We start from the raw sequence: 18,688 nt of genomic DNA on the forward strand, positions 1-18,688 counted from the left end.
AAATGTATCGGATACTTACTTAGAATATTACTATAAATGTAAATGAAAGAAGAAGACATTGCAATGATATTGCTCATGAAGCCATTAACAAATAAGGTGATTTATTATACAATGTTAGACAGATAATTAGGAGGAACAACATGACAAATAATGATATTTTACTTCGCTTACGTTATGCATTTGATTTGAAAAATAAAGAAGTGGCTGAGATTTTTGCTTTAGGTGGTGTCACACAAACACTTAAAGATATTGGTAATATGTTAATTAAAGTAGGGCGAGATGAAGAGCCACCAGAGTATTTTATAGCGGTTACTAATGATATGTTAGAAGCGTTCCTAAATGGCTTTATTACATATAAACGTGGCCCACAACCAGACCGTAAACCAGCTCCTGTAAGTCAACATAAAGATGCTGCGAATAATATGTTACTAAAAAAAGTTAAAATTGCGCTTAGTTTTACAAGTGAAGATGTGTTAGATGTGTTAGATGAAGGTGGCGTAGCTGTTTCAAAGGGAGAGATTGGTGCGATTTTGCGTAATCCAAGCCACCGAAATTACCAACAATGTGGAGACCGTTTTGCCCGCTGCTTTTTAAAGGGCTTAACGTATCGTTATCGTGAAGACGTATAAGAGACAACTTGTTGCCATGTCGGGTGGTGGCTTTTCTACACAACCCTCAGCGTACATTGATGAGTTTATTGTTCAGTTAACAGGGAAAAGTAAATGTACCATTGCCTTTATTCCCACAGCGAGCCGTGATGCACAAGGGTATATTGATAAATTTCATCAAGCCTTTCACGCGCATCATACAATACATTTTGATACTGCAACGCTGGCTTCTTTACATGTTGCGGAAGTGGTTGAAGCGGTAGATATCTTATATGTAGGTGGTGGCGATACAAAATATTTACTTGATATATGGCGTGCTACAGGGTTCGACCAAGTGATAATCAATGCGTATCAACAAGGTGTCATTTTAGCAGGGATTTCCGCTGGCGCGATGTGTTGGTTTGAAAAATGCTTTAGCAATAATGTTTATATTGAAGGTTTAGGTATAGTGAAGGGCACGTATTGTCCACATTATCAAGACGATGAGGTGCGACAAACTTTTGATACATGGCATGAGACACAATCTTTACAGGCATATCGCTTAACAGACGAGCAAACGTTACATTTTTGTGACGAACAATTGCAAGCTATGCTAACCACATACTAGAGAGAAAGGGTACTAATACGCTGTTTTTTTCTCCTATGTATATGCTTTTTTATAGTACTACGTATATTGCTATAAAGTAATGTTAAGGTATGTTATTGCACCAGTTATACTAAGGTTAGAATTGAGATGTTATAAGTAAAAAGAAAAGTTATCTTTTATAGTTTCTCCTTAGCATTGTCTTTTATTTTATGATTACCACAATGATCGCGTGGCTATAACATAGATAAAGTGAATAAGCGAGGTGTATCGCGTATTGATGAATTTTGTAAGGTTGATGAGAAGGTTTAAACGTTTACGTGGGTTGAAGTGATTATAATAACAAATGAAAAAATGACATAAAGTTGAAAACCAGTAAGCCATCAGTATGGTTTACTGGTTTTTAAATTGTGCATGTTTTAGTGAAAGCTAGTCTAGTGCAGTGTATGACATTTCTATACCTTCATCAATAAACACTTTGTTTTTGGTATCTAGATAACTCATCGTGTTTCGAATCCAATAGTAGTCTTGTGCTATTTTGAAAAGTTCTACTGTTAGTTGATTTTCAAATGAAATCGTTACATTTTGTTGCGCTTGTGTAATAGTAAAACGTGTGCTTAGCCCGTCTTCTAGCTGATAATGTCCGCTGATGAAATCGTTTGCTGTAAAGGGTAAAGTGATAAGCTGTTTACGTGACTCAATAGTATACGGTAGATGCATGAGTTGCTTCATGATGGCTTGTTCATAGGCAGGGAAGACTTCCTGATTAGTTGCTAATACGACAACTTCTTTTGTTTCTACATGAATAAATGCTTGAGCAGAGCAGCCAAACCATCCGCCTGTATGTCCCATCCAACCATCTTGCAAAATAAAACCATAACTATAATGTGTTGCTACAGCATATGGCTGTGTTAAAAGTTGAATGGTTGACTGTGATAAATAAGTACCATCTAGCACACCTTGCAAAAATAGCGCAACTTCTTTAACAGAGGCGTAAACCCCACCATCTCCATAAATACCAGCAAATCTTTGACTAGTCATTTCATCAAGATTTTTATAATGCTTGTGTTGATAATCGTATATATGCTCATGTGCACACCATTTGGATAATGGTTGTGTGGTGGTGTGTGTGAATTGTAAAGGTGTTGCAATATAAGTTTGTATACATTGCTCATAGGATAGCCCACTTGCTTTTTCAATAATAAAAGCTAGTAAAACATAATTGGTGTTGCTGTATAACCAGTATTTATTTGGCTCATAATCAGGGATGGCTTGCTGCAAGTATGTCATTATATTATCTGTGAAATCATCGGCAATATATTCAGGTATACCAGAGCTATGTGATAATAAATGTGTGATTGTAATATGCGAAAATTGGGGTAAAGGTAGCCATTTTGTAATAGGGTCATTCCAATCTAATTGTTTATTTTCAATGAGTTGAAGTGCAATAATAGCTGTGTACATCTTACTGAGCGAGGCAAGATTAAACTGTGTATCTTCTGAGATGACTTGTGGCAAGGATAGGGATTGATAGCCGTGATAATAAGTCTTGGTGCGGTCACTTGTAATGCAATAACAGGCACCGTTAAAGTCTTGTTGTATGTTCAAAGTATTAACCTCCTAATTATATTAGCTAACTAACATATTGCGTATAAAGAAACTTATAGTTTCTCTATGGCTATATTCTTCAGCTTTTCCACAATACGTTCTAATTCTTGTAATTCTTCTTTAGTCATATGGCTATAAATTTGGTCTGCAATTTGTTGCTCAACGTAATTTTGTTGTTCAAAATAACGTAGCCCTGCTGTATCTAAAGTAATCAATACTTCACGACGATTGTGTATATTAATTTCACGTTTAATATAGTGGTTTTTCTCTAGCTTCGCAATTAGCTGGCTCACGGCACTGGAGCTAATGGCCATCTCTAGTGCAATCTCACCAACAGTAATCTGTTTAGCTACATAGACGATATCTAAAACAACCGCTTGTTGTGTAGGGATACCACTGTCTAAATAAGGCTTATAATGTTTATAAATTAAACGATTAATCGTGTACTCTGCTTCATTGATTCGCTTGACTTGCTCATATAAACTCACAATTATCACCTGCTAACATGTTAGTTATCTAATATATTAAGTGCAGGTAAATAAAATGTCAATGGTTCAATCATTAACAAACCTCAATAGTATGGATAAATCATCAAATTTATAATAAATACTATCTATTAATTATGAGGTGAGTAACGTGAGAATCCAATCCAATGTAGCGATACAAAATTATCGCCAACAAAATCATCATGCACAGGCTATGACAGCATCTTTGCGTAAATTATCTACAGGATACCAAATTACAAGTGCATCAGATGACGCAGCAGGTTTAGGTATTAGTGAAAAAATGCGTGCACAAATCAGAGGATTGTCGCAAGCACAAGCAAATATTGAACAAGGCATCTTACTTCTGCAAACCGCTGATGCTGGGCTTGGAGAGATTGCTAATCCTAATTTAGTACGTCTTAGAGAATTAGCGATTCAAGCAGCAACAGACACATTGACAGCAACAGACCGCATGACGATTCAATCTGAAGTAACGCAAATTTTACAAGGTATTGATACAATTGCTAATCAAACACACTATAACGAACGTGATTTGTTAAATGTAGGGGCAACTAAAAAAACAGATAAGAACGTTATTAGCAAGGCAAAAAGTTCAAAAATAGTAGGCGAAATTATAGTGCCTAACCCGCCTATGCCGTTTACTTTAGAAATTGAGGCATTATTCAATACAATGACAGGTGCTGATTTTCCAGACTTAAACATCATAGCACCTAACGGTAAAGGTTTTGGTTACGAATTTAAGCATTTAGGAGGGGCGATAGAGAGCAGTCTTAGTCATATTCCAGAAGCAGATCATGCATGGTATACAGGTTACGCAGCATCTGATGAAAAAATGATTTTTACAAATCCTATGCCTGGAAAGTGGCAAATTCAAATTACCAATTCAGGAAGTCTAGATTCAACATTTAATTTAACATCAAATTATCCTTTTGAGCTTGATGAAGATGTCTCAAGTGCCAATAAAGCCATTAAGCTTCATATTGGAGCAAATGAAGGAGAGTCACTCGCTGTACCATTGACGAACGTTACAACTGAAGCATTACAATTAACTAAACTCAACATGGAAACACCTCAACAAGCGGGAGATGCCTTATCTCAAATTGATAGAGCAAGTGCATTTATATCAGCAGAGAGGGCACGTTTTGGTAGCTATACGAATCGCTTAGAACATATACATGCTATGGTAGCCAATTATCACGAAAACCTCACACAAGCTGAATCGACGTTACGTGATACGAATATGACAAAGGAAATGACACAGCTCACGATGAAACAATTAAGCTTGCAAGCCGCACAATCTACAAGCATGCATGTAAAAGCCCAAGTTCAAAGCACGTTACAATTATTAAAGACGACGTAATCGACAAAAATAAACGTATTCACGTAAGCCAATTCTGATATCATTTAAGAGCGATTTTAACGCTCTTTTTTTATGGAATTCGTTTTTTTGACGTTGGTCAATATTATCGCTATACTTCAACTATTCAATAACTTACGTGGATAGAGGTGTCGCATGACAAATCAAATGATACAAGCATACATAAAACATCCTAAAAAACAACAAGATTTATATAAACGGACATTATGGATTGTTGTAGTGTCACAAATGTTTGGCGGTGCAGGTTTAGCCGCAGGGATAACAGTAGGTGCCTTATTAGCAGAAGAAATGCTCGGCACAAATGCACTTGCTGGACTTCCAGCCGCTTTATTTACATTAGGGTCGGCTGGTGCAGCATTATTGGTAGGACGACTATCTAATCGTTATGGCAGAAGAAATGGTTTAGCTACAGGCTTTATGATAGGTGGTATAGGGGCTATAGGTGTTGTTTTTGCGGCGGTCTATCATAGTATTGGGTTATTATTTTTGGCATTGCTTGTGTATGGTGCAGGTACAGCCACTAATTTACAAGCACGCTATGCAGGTACAGACTTAGCAAATAGTAAACAACGTGGCACAGCAATTAGTATCGCGATGGTAGCAACAACATTTGGTGCTGTAGCAGGTCCAAACCTGGTTGAAGTAATGGGAGGAGTAGCTACCATTATAGGTGTGCCAGCACTAGCAGGTCCCTTTATTTTATCGGCTATTGCTTTTTTAGTCGCAGGACTTGTATTATTTATTTTCTTAAGACCGGATCCCTTTTTAATTGCGGCAGCACTGCATGAAAAACAACAACAAACGGGCGACGATATTACGGTGTTACGAGCAAATAAAATGCATAAAAAAGGTATTATTGTTGGAGCAGCTATTATGGTATTAAGTCAAATTATTATGGTCGCTATTATGACGATGACCCCTATTCATATGGGGCATCATGGGCATAGTTTACGCGCTATTGGATTAGTAATAGGTTTTCACGTAGCTGCTATGTATTTCCCATCACTAATAACAGGTATGTTAGTGGATAAAGTTGGGCGGCTTAATATGGCAATAGCTTCAGGAGTTACTTTATTACTAGCAGGTGTGATGGCAGCGATTGCACCAGGAGATTCTGTCTTTTATATGACTGTTGCACTTGTATTACTTGGTTTAGGATGGAACTTTGGATTAATTAGTGGTACAGCGCTAATTGTTGACGCTACAGAGCCAGCAACACGTGCAAAGACGCAAGGCACAGTAGATGTATTTGTAGCTTTGGCAGGTGCAGCAGGTGGCGGGATGTCAGGGATGGTAGTAGCGGGTTTTAGTTATGAGATTTTATCACTAGTTGGAGGTGTTCTTTCTTTATTACTGCTTCCGATTGTGATTTGGTCATTGAAAGAATAAATTAAGTAAATAGGGTGTAATCTAATTATCTTTGCATGTGTAATTAAGATATCAAAGTTAATTGTACGTGACATGTTAATTGGGTAGGAGTAACTTAAAAAGTGATGATAAATAGAGTGGCAAGGGGAATGAAAATTATCCCTTTGCCACTTTTTGATTGTTTATTCAAAGATGGCATGACATGATAAGTGCAACTTTATGGTACTGATGGCGTTTGCATATACGGGCTTTAATGATAAAAGATGTGTAGAAGTTGTCTGTTTTAAGAGGGATTTGCATTTTTTTATGTTAAAAATAGTAATAATGTTAATGTTTAGTCCTTTGATTCTACGTAAATGGTATAATAAGCGAGGTGCATTTTATATCATATGGATAAAGGTGTTGAAATGTAGAAGATATACCAACTTGTCATATGATGACGATACATTATTGTATAGAGATAGGGTAAAGTATTACAATAATATTTGTTGTGTATTAGTTGTGAGAGGAGTGACAAAACAACGATGAATCAGCCACAAATTGCTAAGAAAACATTTGGCTATTATTCTGTTATTTTCATTATGGTGTGTTGTGCAATTTATATTTCGTACTTCTTAGCAGGAGGCTCATTTATATGGAAAGTTGATGGATTTACACAACATTTTTTAGTGTTTAATGAATATATGACGCTATTACAAGATGTAATAAGAGGTAAAGGTTTTGCTCAATGGGACTGGTCAATTGGCGCAGGAGCCGATACGATTATTTCTTATGGTTATTATATCATTGGAGACCCTTTTGTTTATTTAGGTGTTCTCTTTCCAGAGAGTATGCGAGAATTTTCGTTCCATTTCCTTATCTTTGTACGTGTTTGGTTTGTAGGAGCGAGCTATTTATTTTTTGCAAGAAAATTTAATGTTTCACATCGAGCAGGCTTAATGGGAGCATTAATGTATGGATTTAGTTTTTTTGCGATTTATAATATGACGCGTCATCCTTTTTTTATTTTACCAATGATTTGGTATCCGCTACTATGTTTAGGTGTGGAAAAGATTTTACGTAAAGAGTCTGGCGTATTATTTAGTATGATGGTCGCTATTAGTGCTATTGCTAATTTTTATTTCTTTTATAAATTAACGATACTCACGTTCATTTATGGTGTGGTACGCTACATCCTGTTGTATGGCATAAAACCAATCAAACAAGCGGTACTTACATTAAGTCGTTGTGTGTTATATTATGCGATTGGCCTTTTAATGAGTGCGATTTTATTTTTACCAATGGTTGATGGTTTTTTACATGCTTCAAGAAGTACAGGCAGATCGCCAATGAGTTTATTTTATTATCCTTTAGCATATTATGAAGGATTAATTTATCATTTATTTACGCCAGGTGTCTATTTTTGGATGGTTGGTGGGTTTTCGATTTTTACCATCTTTACGTTTGTATTCTTATTAAAAAATAAAAGAAATGTGGCTGGTGTGATGTTGCTCATTTTAGGCATCTTCACCTTATTCCCACTGTTTGCCTCTTTTATGAATGGTATGTCAGGCCCGTACAATCGTTTTAGCTTTGCTATACCTTTATTTTTAGCGTTGGCAAGCAGCCAATTTTTAGATAAAAGACAAGAGTTACAATTAAAACACTTCACATATATGTTTTATCTATTAGTGCTTTTTACTTTACTCTACGCGAAAGTAGCACTACTTGAGGAGAAATATAGCTATTATTTATTGCCAATAGCACTTGGGTGGTTAATGTGGGGGATTTTGTTATACGAGTGTAAAAAACAGGTGACTAAAAAGTATGTGCCATTACTCCTAACAGTATTAGTTGTACTGAATATGGCAACAAATACAAGGGCCTTTTATTATGACTATGGGCGTAATATGATATCGAGCACAGTTGAGTTACATACTGCGATAGAGCAGTATGAAAATGTTCTTGGTGGTATGGAGAAGTTACTTCCAACAGATGAGCGATATCGTTTAGGTGTAACGTCTCGTGATAATCAAGTGCGCAATCAATTTATTTACCATGATTTAAAAGGTTTGAATACGTATTTATCGTTAACCAATGGTTATGTTGCCGATTTTGCAGAAGAGTTGGAGATTGGCACCTATCAAATCATTCAGCCACTCCGCAGTGGAATGGATGATCGTCGTATGCTTAATCATTTGTTAAATGTAGAGTATATTATTACAAATGAAAAAAATAAGCGCTATTTACCACGTGGTTATGAAGTCATTGACCAACCTACGATTATAAAAGCAAAACGTCAACAAAAGGCCAACGTTGAACGAGAGCCATTAGGGGTCGACTTTACTGAACTGTATTTAAAACGTTATCATGCATTAAAACAACCACAATATGACCCTAATTACGTGATAGCTAAAACAGCGTCTAGTTTCCCACTAGCTTATGTGGAAGATAACATGATGTTACGTCAAGATTTTGCTAAATTAAACCCTGTAGAAAAAGAAGTATTCTTAACAAAAGGGGTGGTTGTAGAGGATGCATTAGGTCGCACAACTATGAAAGATGACGACTTTACTGTGAAGGGCCTACGAGAACTTGATTATAACATCACCTATCCTTATGAACGTGTTCAACCACTTAGTAAAACTGTTTTTACTGTACGACCAGGCGGTGGCGAAATGCATATTACTTTACCGAATGCCAACGCATTAAAGCGAAGTGAGCTTTATGTGAGGCTTGAGGGTTTGCGTTATAAAAATGCGGAAGAGAGCACAAAGTACGATGTGCGCTTTAAATATGAAGGGCGTACAAAGACGTTGCGTCAGTCAGATGAACATGCATTTAGTTCGTATTTTAAACGAGATAATATGTTTGTGAATTTAGGCTACACTAAAGAAGGTAAAAATGAAATTACAATACAATTTCCAGATGCAGGACGTTACTACATGGACAATATTGTGATCTATGCCTTGCCTGCGCGCAATAAGACAGATGAAAAATTAGCAGCGCACAAACAAGCGCACGCCTTAACAATTACAAATTTTGAGAATGAGCGTATTGAGGGGACAATTAATAATGAAAAAGAGGGGGTACTTGTCACATCCATACCTTATGCAAAAGGGTGGCAAGTTACGGTAAATGGGGAGAAACGCGACACGATACAAGCTAATATTGGCTTTATCGGTATCCCACTAGAAAAGGGTAAGGCACATATCGTTTTCACTTATCAAAACCCTTATCTTTTAAAAGGTAGCATTGTGAGTATAGTCGGTGTACTACTCTTAATTATTGTAGGGCGCATTGCACGTAAAAAGAGACAGTAATCAAAGTGAGAGGCGATGGATCAAGTCGTCTCTCACTTTTGCTATTTACCTTTTTTCATATTGTTGAAGAATATGAGTGGCTTGTTGGCATAAAAGCTCAATCAAAAGCGGAGGTGCTAAAATGTGAGCATTGGCACCTAATCTAAAAAATAAAGGCATCGTAAAATGGATATCGTCTTCATCTACTATCGTATCAATATAACCACTTCCGTCTTCATTCACTATCACAAATGCTTCTAAATAAGGCGTGCTTAAACATTCTCTTACACCTCTTGGCGTCAATTGTACATGTAATGAGGTAGGCTTTTTAATAGGCTGCGACGCAAACCATTCAGTCAATGTCATGCATGCTTGTTGAGCAGGTAACACTTCCGTAATTTCTCGAATGCGGTCCAGTCGGTATAGCAATACTTTATCTTTATCCATGTCATAAGCAGGCAAATACCATAACCCATCATGAGCATATACACCAATAGGATGAAGGTGTTTCACGCTGTTGCCTGATGGAGAGGCATAATGTATTTTTATAGTTTGTTGATTAAGCACATGTTTTACTACATCTTGTAATAAAGGACTTTTTATCGTGCATTTAGGATTCCAAAAGGCGATATAATCTTGTAATTGATTGATTTGTGCTTGCGCTGTTTTAGGCAAGGTATGATAAAGCTTTTGTGAGACAGATGTAATTTCAGTATCAAAAGGGAGATCTTGATAATAGGCTAAAGATTGGAATGCAAAAAAGATGGCTACTGTTTCGGTTTCTGTAAACCATAAGGGTGACAGTAATTTTTGTGAGAGGATAGTATAGCCACCGTAACGTCCTTGCTCTGCATAAATAGGCATGCCCATCTCAGATAAGTCAAGTATATAGCGGTGCACAGTGCGGGTAGAGATATGAAATTCATCCGCTACTTCTTGTGCAGTAAACTGTTTCTTATAGGACATAAATAACATGATTTGCAATAATCGTTGCGCTTTAGACATAAGCTCACCTCATTTTTTATGATACCATAATAATTTTCCTTTTTTAGGTGATGGTATCCCTTTATTTAAAAAACAAAACCCTCGTTTACATTTACAGCTACAAGCGACTGCACAATATGGTCAATTCGTACAAATGCATTATCAATTGCGCAAGAATTTTGCTGATTAGCCTCACTCTTTTTTGCTAAACTAGAGGTAGAAGTAAGGAGGTTATTAATGGATGGATGTTACAGAATTTCAACAATGGGTCAAAACCTATTACGAACAGAGAGGCTGGTCAGAACTTGATATTTTTATTCGCATCGGCTTTTTAGCTGAAGAAACTGGAGAGGTTGCGCGTGCGATTCGTGCCTTAGAGATTGGTAGAGACCGACCAGATGAGCAAGTGGCCACCTATGAAGAGCATAAGCAAGCACTTACAGAAGAATTAGGTGATGTTTTAGGCAATCTTATTGTGATTGCTAATAAATATGATATATCGTTAGCAAGCATATTCCAAGCGCATCAAGATAAACTATCAATCCGTTATGCCAACAAGGTATAACTCAAAGCCCGCCTTCTTTTAAATAAGGAAGCGGTTTTTGAATATCATCATATTTATTATAGGTATAAGAAAAAAGGTGTGATTACTTTCTTTTTTTTGTAAAAAATAATAAACTAGTAACGAAATGAGAAAGGGTGATTTTCAAATGAAAAAGTGGACAACTTTAACTATGACAACAGCTCTAGCACTTTCTTTAGCCGCATGCAGTAATGACGATAATAAAAAGCAAGATACGACAAATGAAACAAATACCACTGAAGAAAATACCAATCAGACATCAAGCACCTCAAAAGAAACGGTGAATAACTTACGTGCTGTTACAGATATGCCAGTGTCTGTAGAGGATGCTTTAAAAACATTTAATGAACAGTTTGAAGGTGTGAAAATTGCATCTATCGAACTTGGCGAGTCAAATGGTACCTTTGTTTATGAAATTGAAGGATTTAACGACACGACAAAATATAGTGGTGAAGTAGATGAAAATAATCAATTAATTAAACAGGAACAAGAGCCCGTCGACTTAAATGATGATGATAATGTTGAATTGCAACTCGCAGACTATGTTAAGGTAGAAGAAGCGATTACTACCGCTTCTAAAGTAACGGAAGTGGAAAATTCCACACCAACAAGCTGGTCACTTGATACAGATTTTAATCAAGATGCGGTGTATAAAGTGGATTTTGAGGATGCCAATCAAGAAGAGTTTCAAGTCATTATTGATGCAAAAACAGGTAAGCAAATTGAGATTTTAAGAGACTAATGAATAAAACAGTATTTTTATGAGAGATGGAACATCATAAAAATACTGTTTTTTTGATGGCTGATATCACGTAGTTTTTTGAAAGATGAATGATAGATTACATTGTTTTGGAATATGTATTTATTGTTTTACAATATAAAAATATTGCGTTTTAATATAATATGATTTATTATGAAAAAAGAATAAAAGTTTCGCACTGATTTGATGAGTGTTACATATCAATAATATACAAGTGAGTGCGTACAAGGAGTGAAGAGATTATGCAGCAACAAGTTACATGGCTAAAGTTTTTAATTGGTATAGCCGCCATTATGGGTGTCGTATTTTGCATCATGATTGTGCCACAATTAGCTACGGAATACACAGAAGTGCCTGTTAAACCATTTTTATGGATATCTGCTATTCCCTTTTTTATCGCATTGGTTGTGGCTTTTCAAATGTGTTCGAGTTTGGTTCAGAAATCGTTTAGTTCGCATATTATGAACTATTTAAAAATATTACGTGCTTTAGCTTCAACTGAAGCTTTACTATATGGCATAGCACTCTTAGCGATTTTTATACTAGGTAAAGCAAGTACAATGCTTGTTGTATTTTGTCTATTATTTTTAGGGATGGCAATAGTGCTCGTTGTGGTGCTACAGATGTTGTATACCGCTTGTAAAGAAGCACTGCAATTAGAAGAAGAGGCGCGATTAACGATTTGAGGTGAGTTAAATGGCGATAATTGTAAATTTAGATGTGATGTTAGCTAAGCGTAAAATGACGGTTACAGCTTTATCAGAGGCGCTTGGTATTACAATGGCGAATGTTTCGATTTTAAAAAATGGTAAGGCAAAGGCTGTTAAATTTTCAACATTGGATAAAATTTGTGAAGTTTTAGATTGTCAACCAGGGGATATTTTAGTGTATGAGAAAGAGGAGGAATAACATAATGAAAAAATTAATAATCGTATCTACACCACTTTTACTAGGCTTGATTTTAATGATTGTATCGGCTTTTACACCATCTACTGTGGATCGTAATGGTATGCTACACGAGCCTTATTTCTTTTTAATTCCTGTGAGCATGTTGTGCATATTTATCGGCATAATTGTGTTAGCCATTTATTTGATACGCTCAGTAAAGCGATATAAAAAAGCATAACACAAAGAGACTGGGACAAAAGAAAAAATGTGAGAGGATTTTAAAAATCCTCTCACATTTTTTTGGTTTCCAACGCATTTAATTACTAAAATAGCTAAGGAAATTAATAAGCGAGTTTTATATTTTCTCAAAAAATCGAGTTATGTCCCAGCTTCTTTTATAAAAATTTTTCTGGCGTATTCATCATTTCTTGTAACGTATTAATGAAGTATGAAGAGTGGTAAATAAATAACATTCCCTCGTTCAAAAAATTTGCCTGCGGTTATAATAGGAAATAAAGATCTCTCATTTCACTAACAGTATACAATAGATAAAACAAGCAAGCTACCGATGTTCATCGCATAGCGTACTTTACTTTTTATTAATGAACTCCCAAAAATCACGCAGTTGTTGAATTTTGATTTTATCTGAATCAGGTAACTCGCGATAGAGTGCAGCTAAATCAGGGTCATTAATCCAAGCGCGGTAGTGTGGGTCTTCTTTTTCTTTTGAGGGATATGGTTTTGTATCTCTGCCTAGTAAGTAATCGATACTTACATTGAAAAAATCAGCGAGTTTCACTAATGTTTCAAAGTCGGGTTGTGTGGAGGAAGTTTCATAACGAGCATATGTAGAGCGATTAATCATAAGTTGGTCAGTTAATTGTTGTTGGGAAAGCCCTTGCGCTGTACGCAATTGTTTTAAAATGTCGCCATACTTCATACAAATCTCTCCCTTCTTTTCATTATTATAAGTGAATTTTTTGCACAATCCACTTTTTGTGACTAAATTACACAATAATGTTGCTTGTGTAAAAAATGCACGATATAATGTGTGTAATAAATGCACAAAGGAGGGTAATTATGTTTACAGCTACATTAAAGAAACAACGTTTGAAACTTAACTTATCCCAACAAGAAGTCGCATTAAAAATAGGTATTGATCGTTCCTATTATTGCAAGATAGAAAATGGATTGCGACCGAGTGTGAAAGTTGCACAAAAGATTGGAAAGCTTTTGCAAGTCGATTGGTACATTTTTTTTGAGTAATAAAATGACTAGGGAGATGAACCTATGGAGCGTCAAATTAGGGAGCAAATTGCAGCAACGACCATGTTGTGTAGTGATGAGATTCAACACTTTACTACTACTGAATTAGCCTTACACATTTATTTGTTGATTCAAAATAGCAATAAGCGAAATTTAGATGAGTATTTACAACTGAGTGATACGTTACAGCAACTGACTAAAGATATTAAAGAGGTGGCTATTTTATTGCCAACAATAGCGATTCATTTTAGTAATAAAAATGAAGCCTAACAAGTAGAAAAACAGGGGCAAGAAAGATATGCCTCTGTCTTTTTTTATGACAATATTAGTGAGGTAAGTAAGCAAAATAAAGAATAGCGCAAGGAAAACAAGTTGATATCTTTGTTTCAACAGATGTATTATACTAGAAGCCATATGAAGAAAATGTTATCTTTAACATGATAATATAGGTATTAAAAATTGAGGTGTAATAAAATGAAGTTAGATGACTGGTTAAATAATGATGTGCCAACGATTGCAGAGCAATTAACACATATTAATGATCAACATTTTGATATTGCTAAAACAATCGGTTTTAAGGGAAGAGAGCAAATCATTAAAGTAATTCATAATTTCCATGCGGTATTATTTCCTGGAATTTATGACCGTAAACCGATTGATGAGACACGTGTTAATGTAGCAATTAGTAATAATTTGCGTTCATCCGCATTAGATTTACGTGACATTATTGAAAAAGTACTGGTGTATAATAATTTTGCAGATTGTGAAAATAAATGCCGTCAAGAAGCAGATGCGATTGTTATGAAACTCATTAATTGCTTCCCTAAAATTAGAAAAGTGCTGCAAACCGATATTCAAGCGGCTTACAATGGTGACCCAGCAGCTACTTCTACAGAAGAAATTGTACTGAGCTATCCTTCTATAACAGCCATTTGCATTCACCGTATTGCACATGAATTATATAAGCTAAATGTAAAAATTGTACCACGTATTATGTCAGAATATGCACATGAGTTAACAGGCATTGATATTCACCCAGGGGCATCCATTGGTGAGTCGTTCTTTATTGACCATGGCACAGGCGTCGTTATAGGTGAAACTTGTACTATAGGCGATAATGTGAAAATTTATCAAGGCGTGACATTAGGTGCGCTCAGCTTCCCACTTGATGAGGATGGTAATCCGATTAAAGGGATTAAGCGTCACCCTAATATTGAGGATGATGTGATTATTTATGCGGGTGCGACTATTTTAGGTGGTAAAACAACGATCGGTCACCATACCGTGTTGGGCAGTAATATATGGCTCACACATTCTGTACCGCCATATTCTCGCGTGTTCCATTCACAACCATCACCAAGCATTAGTAATAGTCAACATCATGCGTTAGAATTTGAAATATAATTTGCAAAAATAAACAAGGCAGTGTAAAATCACTGTATTAGGTTTCAATATTAAAAATTACTGGGGGACTTTTGATGAGTGTTGTAGGATTCTAATAAGCTAAACCGATATAAAAAACACAGCGTTATTGGAACGCTTGTTTTGTGTTGGCTTATATGAGGATACCTACAGCGAATCAGAGGTTGTTATGCTTTTGTCATACCTCTTTTTAAGCTGTGGATTAATTTCCGCAGCTTTTTTTATTGAAACCTAATAGTAGTAGGCATCCTAAGTGATAAAACTTAAGGAGCGAAACAAATATGAATGATATGACATTAGAAAAATTACAATATAATACGTTGAAAGAACAACTAAAACCTTTTTGTGTAAGTGGGTTAGGTCAGCAACTTGTCGACAAGTTACAACCGAGCAATCACATTCAAATTGTAACAACACGTTTACAAGAGACGAGTGAAGCGCAAATACTGCTTAACCAAGGTTCCCATATTCCCTTTGTAGGAGTTAGTGATGTTGGTCAGCTGCTTGCTAAGTTAGACAAAGGTATAATATTAGAGGCAAGTGAACTCTTATGTATCGCTGACTTTTTGCGAGGTTGTCGCGTGATGAAAAAATTTATGGAATCACAAGTGCACTTAGCACCTATGTTAACTAGCTATGCGCAATCATTAACGCCATTACTTGCGATTGAAGAAGATATTACGTACGCAATTAAGGGGAGCCGTATAGCAACAGAGGCTTCAAAAGAATTAAAGCGGATTCGTCGTTTGATGGATGATGTACATCAGCGCTTAAAAGACCGTTTAACGAAATTTTTAGCAAATACTACTAATAAGAACATGATACAAGAAGCGTTAATTATACAAAAGCAAGACCGTTATACAATCCCGATTAAGGCAGCTTATAAAAATCAAGTGGCAGGCGCTATTGTCGAAACATCAACAAAGGGAGCAACTGTCTTTATCGAACCACAAAGTGTAACGAAATTAAATGTGGAACTTGTATTGTTAAAATCAGAGGAAGAGGCTGAGGAATATCAAATTAAGGCTGCATTAACAGGTGCACTTTTTGAACAACTCCATGCTTTGCGTATTAATGTTGACACTATGGCACAATATGATTTTGCTTTTGCCAAAGGAAAGTATAGTAAAGCCATGGATGGCATATTACCAAAAGTGAATCGTACGGGTTATGTGCGTATCATTAATGGTCAGCATCCCTTATTAACAGGTGATGTAGAACCGTTACAATTTGAAGTGGGAAAAGAAGCGCGTAGTTTAATGATTACAGGGCCTAATGCAGGTGGTAAAACGGTGGTGTTAAAAACGATAGGGCTTCTCACATTAGCGGTGATGTCAGGGTTACCAATTAAAGCGACTGAGGGCACAGAGATAGCTGTTTTTGAGCGTATTTTTGTCGATATTGGCGACAATCAAAGTATGGAGAATGCCTTAAGTACATTCTCATCACATATGAAAAATATAGGTCAGATTCTACAACAAGCTAATGCCAATACACTGTTATTATTTGATGAGATCGGAAGTGGCACAGAGCCAAATGAAGGTGCGGCGCTAGCAATTGCGCTATTAGAAACATTGTATGCAAAAGGTTGTATTACAGTAGCGACGACACATTATGGTGAGATTAAGGCATATGCAGAACAACACCCAGATTTTATTAACGCAGCTATGGCATTTGATGCAGAGACATTAGCCCCTCTCTACCAACTCATCACAGGTAAGTCTGGCGAGAGTAATGCGTTATTTATCGCGGAGAAAATGCAAATTCCAACCCAAGTTTTGCAAAAAGCGGCGCATTATATGGAGACAAAAGCCTATAATTTTACTCAGCTAGATGAGCGTAAAGTAAAAACGACAAGGGATGAGCATATAAAAGAAGTACCATCATTTACACAAGGAGACCGCGTTTATGTAACAGCCTTGCAACAAACAGGTATTATTTATCAAGAGATGAATGATCAAGGTGAAGTGGTAGTGTTAGTCAATGAGGTATATCATACAGTGCTGGCTAAACGTGTCACACTTGAAATTGAAGCGAAAGACTTATATCCGGAAGGGTATGATATCGCGTCGTTATTTATCAGTTATGAGGCACGTAAAGAGGCATATGATTTGCAGCGGGGCTCAAAAAAAGTATGGCGCCGTTTGAATAAGTAATATTATTTGAAGGATAAGCGTTTTACATCGAATTTTTCTTTATATTTTGTTATGATAAGAATAACTTTGTTGAAAGGAACCTTACACATATGAAAAAACGAGCATTAATGAGTTTACGTTTAGGTGTTGGGTATCAAACAGCCATCTTCTTCTAAAAAAGACTCCTTTTCCTACTATTATTTATTAAAAGGAGTCGAATTATTATGCATATTACACGTAAAAACCCTATTCAAGTACCAGCACCTGTAGGTCACTACAGTCATCTCACCATCATACCGAAAGAGGCAAATTGGTATATTTTATCAGGGCAAGTAGGCACATTGGCAGATGGCACATTTGAAGATACCTTAATGGCACAAGCGATTACAACATTTAAGCATATTAAAATGGTTTTAGCCACAGAAAACTTAGCAGCTTCTGACATTGTTAAAGTTAATATTTGGGCAACTGAGGAAATCCCGTGGGATTTGTTTGATGCGGAGTGGCATGCTTTTTTTGGTGACAGTTATCCGTCTATGACAATTGCTTATATTAGCGCATTAGGCTTACCAGAGCTAAAAATTGAACTTGATATTACAGCAGCTAAATAAATAGTTATAACAAAAGTGGTAAAGGAATTTCCTTTACCACTTTTTTATGTCTGATTTACGCTCGGCTAACTGTGAACCGTTGTTTAATAAATTGAGGGTTTTCCATTTCATCAACTAATGCAATCGCATAATCTGCATATGAGATATAGCTGTTGCCTTCTGTGTCTGTTAATAGTACATCTTGTCCTACGCGATAATGCCCTGTGCGTTTATCTTCTGCATCAAAGAAAGCAGATGGGCTAAGGAAGGTATAATTTACGGTTGATTGTTGTAAATCAATTAAATTTTGTCCTTGTTGTGAGGCAGTTGCAAAATAGGCTTCAGGAAAATCAGGCGTATCCATAATCCGCACTGTTTTTGTATCGTCTGTGTATAAACTACCTGCGCCTCCTACAACAATCAGGCGGGTATTTACAGATGAGAAAATATCAATCAAATGACGACCTACTGTTACATGTAAAGATTCATTACCAGCAGGCGCACCAAAGGCATTTACAACGACATCAAATGGCATAATATCGTTTGTTGTAAGCTGGGTAATTTCTTTTTCAATGACGGGGACATTCTCTGTTAATTTCTCCCGATTACGTACAATTGCTGTGACATCTAGTTGACGACGCAATGCTTCTTGTAAAATGTTGTGACCTGCTTTTCCTGTTGCTCCTATAATGGCTATTTTCATATTAAATCCTCCTTAAAATTAGTGT

20 protein-coding genes are annotated in these 18,688 nt (G+C 36.2%); 15 read left to right on the plus strand and 5 right to left on the minus strand.

Going from position 1 to position 18,688, the window contains the following annotated elements; translation table 11 throughout:
• Positions 1–140 precede the first annotated feature (140 nt).
• Both IEW44_RS05655 and IEW44_RS05660 read left to right on the plus strand, forming a co-directional pair.
• Positions 141–629, plus strand: a complete 489-nt coding sequence (locus tag IEW44_RS05655; RefSeq protein ID WP_188614067.1) for a YehS family protein — start codon at positions 141–143, stop codon at positions 627–629.
• The gene (locus tag IEW44_RS05660; protein WP_188614068.1) at positions 616–1,215 is read left to right on the plus strand and encodes a Type 1 glutamine amidotransferase-like domain-containing protein; all 600 of its coding nucleotides are present in this window, start codon (positions 616–618) and stop codon (positions 1,213–1,215) included. The genes IEW44_RS05655 and IEW44_RS05660 overlap by 14 nt, the downstream gene beginning before the upstream one ends.
• A 405-nt stretch (positions 1,216–1,620) precedes the next feature.
• Here IEW44_RS05660 and IEW44_RS05665 read toward each other — a convergent pair whose 3' ends face one another.
• Together IEW44_RS05665 and IEW44_RS05670 are read right to left on the minus strand one after the other, a co-directional pair.
• A complete protein-coding gene (locus IEW44_RS05665; RefSeq protein WP_188614069.1) occupies positions 1,621–2,799 on the minus strand; it encodes a serine hydrolase domain-containing protein in 1,179 nt (392 codons plus the stop codon).
• Between the two features lie 53 nt (positions 2,800–2,852).
• The gene (locus IEW44_RS05670) at positions 2,853–3,287 is read right to left on the minus strand and encodes a MarR family winged helix-turn-helix transcriptional regulator (RefSeq protein ID WP_188614070.1); all 435 of its coding nucleotides are present in this window, start codon (positions 3,285–3,287) and stop codon (positions 2,853–2,855) included.
• A 148-nt stretch (positions 3,288–3,435) separates the two neighbouring features.
• On the opposite strand from IEW44_RS05670, the gene IEW44_RS05675 reads away from it, so the two are divergent.
• The 3 genes from IEW44_RS05675 to IEW44_RS05685 all read left to right on the plus strand — a co-directional run bounded on the left by IEW44_RS05675 (position 3,436) and on the right by IEW44_RS05685 (position 9,353).
• Positions 3,436–4,665 carry a flagellin N-terminal helical domain-containing protein gene (locus IEW44_RS05675; RefSeq protein ID WP_188614071.1) on the plus strand — a complete coding sequence of 410 codons (1,230 nt, stop codon included), beginning with the start codon at positions 3,436–3,438 and terminating at the stop codon, positions 4,663–4,665.
• Positions 4,666–4,818: 153 nt separating this feature from the next.
• On the plus strand, positions 4,819–6,072 hold the full coding sequence (locus tag IEW44_RS05680) for an MFS transporter (RefSeq protein WP_188614072.1): 1,254 nt from the start codon (positions 4,819–4,821) through the stop codon (positions 6,070–6,072).
• Between the two features lie 503 nt (positions 6,073–6,575).
• Complete coding sequence (locus IEW44_RS05685; protein ID WP_188614073.1) at positions 6,576–9,353, plus strand: YfhO family protein; 2,778 nt, start codon at positions 6,576–6,578, stop codon at positions 9,351–9,353.
• A 45-nt stretch (positions 9,354–9,398) separates the two neighbouring features.
• On the opposite strand, the gene IEW44_RS05690 is transcribed toward IEW44_RS05685, so the two are convergent.
• Complete coding sequence (locus IEW44_RS05690) at positions 9,399–10,337, minus strand: helix-turn-helix transcriptional regulator (RefSeq protein WP_188614074.1); 939 nt, start codon at positions 10,335–10,337, stop codon at positions 9,399–9,401.
• A 220-nt stretch (positions 10,338–10,557) separates the two neighbouring features.
• On the opposite strand from IEW44_RS05690, the gene IEW44_RS05695 reads away from it, so the two are divergent.
• The 5 genes from IEW44_RS05695 to IEW44_RS05715 all read left to right on the plus strand — a co-directional run bounded on the left by IEW44_RS05695 (position 10,558) and on the right by IEW44_RS05715 (position 12,785).
• Positions 10,558–10,881, plus strand: a complete 324-nt coding sequence (locus IEW44_RS05695) for a MazG nucleotide pyrophosphohydrolase domain-containing protein (protein WP_188614075.1) — start codon at positions 10,558–10,560, stop codon at positions 10,879–10,881.
• A 145-nt stretch (positions 10,882–11,026) separates the two neighbouring features.
• The gene (locus tag IEW44_RS05700) at positions 11,027–11,641 is read left to right on the plus strand and encodes a PepSY domain-containing protein (protein WP_188614076.1); all 615 of its coding nucleotides are present in this window, start codon (positions 11,027–11,029) and stop codon (positions 11,639–11,641) included.
• Positions 11,642–11,901: 260 nt separating this feature from the next.
• On the plus strand, positions 11,902–12,345 hold the full coding sequence (locus IEW44_RS05705; protein ID WP_188614077.1) for a DUF2975 domain-containing protein: 444 nt from the start codon (positions 11,902–11,904) through the stop codon (positions 12,343–12,345).
• Positions 12,346–12,355: 10 nt separating this feature from the next.
• Positions 12,356–12,568: a helix-turn-helix domain-containing protein gene (locus IEW44_RS05710; RefSeq protein ID WP_188614078.1), complete on the plus strand. Its 213-nt coding sequence runs from the start codon at positions 12,356–12,358 to the stop codon at positions 12,566–12,568.
• A gap of 4 nt (positions 12,569–12,572) precedes the next feature.
• A complete protein-coding gene (locus tag IEW44_RS05715) occupies positions 12,573–12,785 on the plus strand; it encodes a DUF3955 domain-containing protein (protein WP_188614079.1) in 213 nt (70 codons plus the stop codon).
• Positions 12,786–13,136: 351 nt separating this feature from the next.
• Here the strand turns inward: IEW44_RS05715 and IEW44_RS05720 are convergent, their stop codons facing one another.
• A complete protein-coding gene (locus IEW44_RS05720) occupies positions 13,137–13,487 on the minus strand; it encodes a helix-turn-helix domain-containing protein (RefSeq protein WP_188614080.1) in 351 nt (116 codons plus the stop codon).
• A gap of 140 nt (positions 13,488–13,627) precedes the next feature.
• Between IEW44_RS05720 and IEW44_RS05725 the strand changes: the two genes are divergently transcribed.
• From IEW44_RS05725 to IEW44_RS05745, 5 genes are all read left to right on the plus strand, one after another.
• Positions 13,628–13,813 (plus strand): helix-turn-helix domain-containing protein, encoded by a 186-nt coding sequence (locus IEW44_RS05725; RefSeq protein ID WP_188614081.1) that lies wholly within the window; start codon positions 13,628–13,630, stop codon positions 13,811–13,813.
• Between the two features lie 24 nt (positions 13,814–13,837).
• The gene (locus IEW44_RS05730) at positions 13,838–14,083 is read left to right on the plus strand and encodes a hypothetical protein (protein WP_188614082.1); all 246 of its coding nucleotides are present in this window, start codon (positions 13,838–13,840) and stop codon (positions 14,081–14,083) included.
• A 204-nt stretch (positions 14,084–14,287) separates the two neighbouring features.
• The gene (gene epsC, locus IEW44_RS05735) at positions 14,288–15,217 is read left to right on the plus strand and encodes a serine O-acetyltransferase EpsC (RefSeq protein ID WP_188614083.1); all 930 of its coding nucleotides are present in this window, start codon (positions 14,288–14,290) and stop codon (positions 15,215–15,217) included.
• Positions 15,218–15,516: 299 nt separating this feature from the next.
• Complete coding sequence (locus IEW44_RS05740) at positions 15,517–17,391, plus strand: endonuclease MutS2 (protein ID WP_188614084.1); 1,875 nt, start codon at positions 15,517–15,519, stop codon at positions 17,389–17,391.
• A 203-nt stretch (positions 17,392–17,594) separates the two neighbouring features.
• Positions 17,595–17,981 carry a RidA family protein gene (locus IEW44_RS05745; RefSeq protein ID WP_229704173.1) on the plus strand — a complete coding sequence of 129 codons (387 nt, stop codon included), beginning with the start codon at positions 17,595–17,597 and terminating at the stop codon, positions 17,979–17,981.
• A gap of 55 nt (positions 17,982–18,036) precedes the next feature.
• Here IEW44_RS05745 and IEW44_RS05750 read toward each other — a convergent pair whose 3' ends face one another.
• Positions 18,037–18,663 (minus strand): NAD(P)-dependent oxidoreductase, encoded by a 627-nt coding sequence (locus IEW44_RS05750; RefSeq protein ID WP_188614085.1) that lies wholly within the window; start codon positions 18,661–18,663, stop codon positions 18,037–18,039.
• Positions 18,664–18,688: the final 25 nt, after the last annotated feature.

The organism is Lysinibacillus alkalisoli (assembly GCF_014643595.1).
GTDB classification, from domain to species: domain Bacteria; phylum Bacillota; class Bacilli; order Bacillales_A; family Planococcaceae; genus Metalysinibacillus; species Metalysinibacillus alkalisoli.

What these genes read in the sequence shown, in the direction of transcription:
- IEW44_RS05655 (WP_188614067.1), top strand. Translation starts at nt 141, where the DNA reads ATGACAAATAATGATATTTTACTTCGCTTACGTTATGCATTTGATTTG.
- IEW44_RS05680 (WP_188614072.1), top strand. Translation starts at nt 4,819, where the DNA reads ATGACAAATCAAATGATACAAGCATACATAAAACATCCTAAAAAACAA.
- IEW44_RS05685 (WP_188614073.1), top strand. Translation starts at nt 6,576, where the DNA reads ATGAATCAGCCACAAATTGCTAAGAAAACATTTGGCTATTATTCTGTT.
- IEW44_RS05690 (WP_188614074.1), bottom strand. Translation starts at nt 10,337, where the DNA reads ATGTCTAAAGCGCAACGATTATTGCAAATCATGTTATTTATGTCCTAT.
- IEW44_RS05695 (WP_188614075.1), top strand. Translation starts at nt 10,558, where the DNA reads ATGGATGTTACAGAATTTCAACAATGGGTCAAAACCTATTACGAACAG.
- IEW44_RS05700 (WP_188614076.1), top strand. Translation starts at nt 11,027, where the DNA reads ATGAAAAAGTGGACAACTTTAACTATGACAACAGCTCTAGCACTTTCT.
- IEW44_RS05705 (WP_188614077.1), top strand. Translation starts at nt 11,902, where the DNA reads ATGCAGCAACAAGTTACATGGCTAAAGTTTTTAATTGGTATAGCCGCC.
- IEW44_RS05710 (WP_188614078.1), top strand. Translation starts at nt 12,356, where the DNA reads ATGGCGATAATTGTAAATTTAGATGTGATGTTAGCTAAGCGTAAAATG.
- IEW44_RS05715 (WP_188614079.1), top strand. Translation starts at nt 12,573, where the DNA reads ATGAAAAAATTAATAATCGTATCTACACCACTTTTACTAGGCTTGATT.
- IEW44_RS05720 (WP_188614080.1), bottom strand. Translation starts at nt 13,487, where the DNA reads ATGAAGTATGGCGACATTTTAAAACAATTGCGTACAGCGCAAGGGCTT.
- IEW44_RS05725 (WP_188614081.1), top strand. Translation starts at nt 13,628, where the DNA reads ATGTTTACAGCTACATTAAAGAAACAACGTTTGAAACTTAACTTATCC.
- IEW44_RS05730 (WP_188614082.1), top strand. Translation starts at nt 13,838, where the DNA reads ATGGAGCGTCAAATTAGGGAGCAAATTGCAGCAACGACCATGTTGTGT.
- epsC (WP_188614083.1), top strand. Translation starts at nt 14,288, where the DNA reads ATGAAGTTAGATGACTGGTTAAATAATGATGTGCCAACGATTGCAGAG.
- IEW44_RS05740 (WP_188614084.1), top strand. Translation starts at nt 15,517, where the DNA reads ATGAATGATATGACATTAGAAAAATTACAATATAATACGTTGAAAGAA.
- IEW44_RS05745 (WP_229704173.1), top strand. Translation starts at nt 17,595, where the DNA reads ATGCATATTACACGTAAAAACCCTATTCAAGTACCAGCACCTGTAGGT.
- IEW44_RS05750 (WP_188614085.1), bottom strand. Translation starts at nt 18,663, where the DNA reads ATGAAAATAGCCATTATAGGAGCAACAGGAAAAGCAGGTCACAACATT.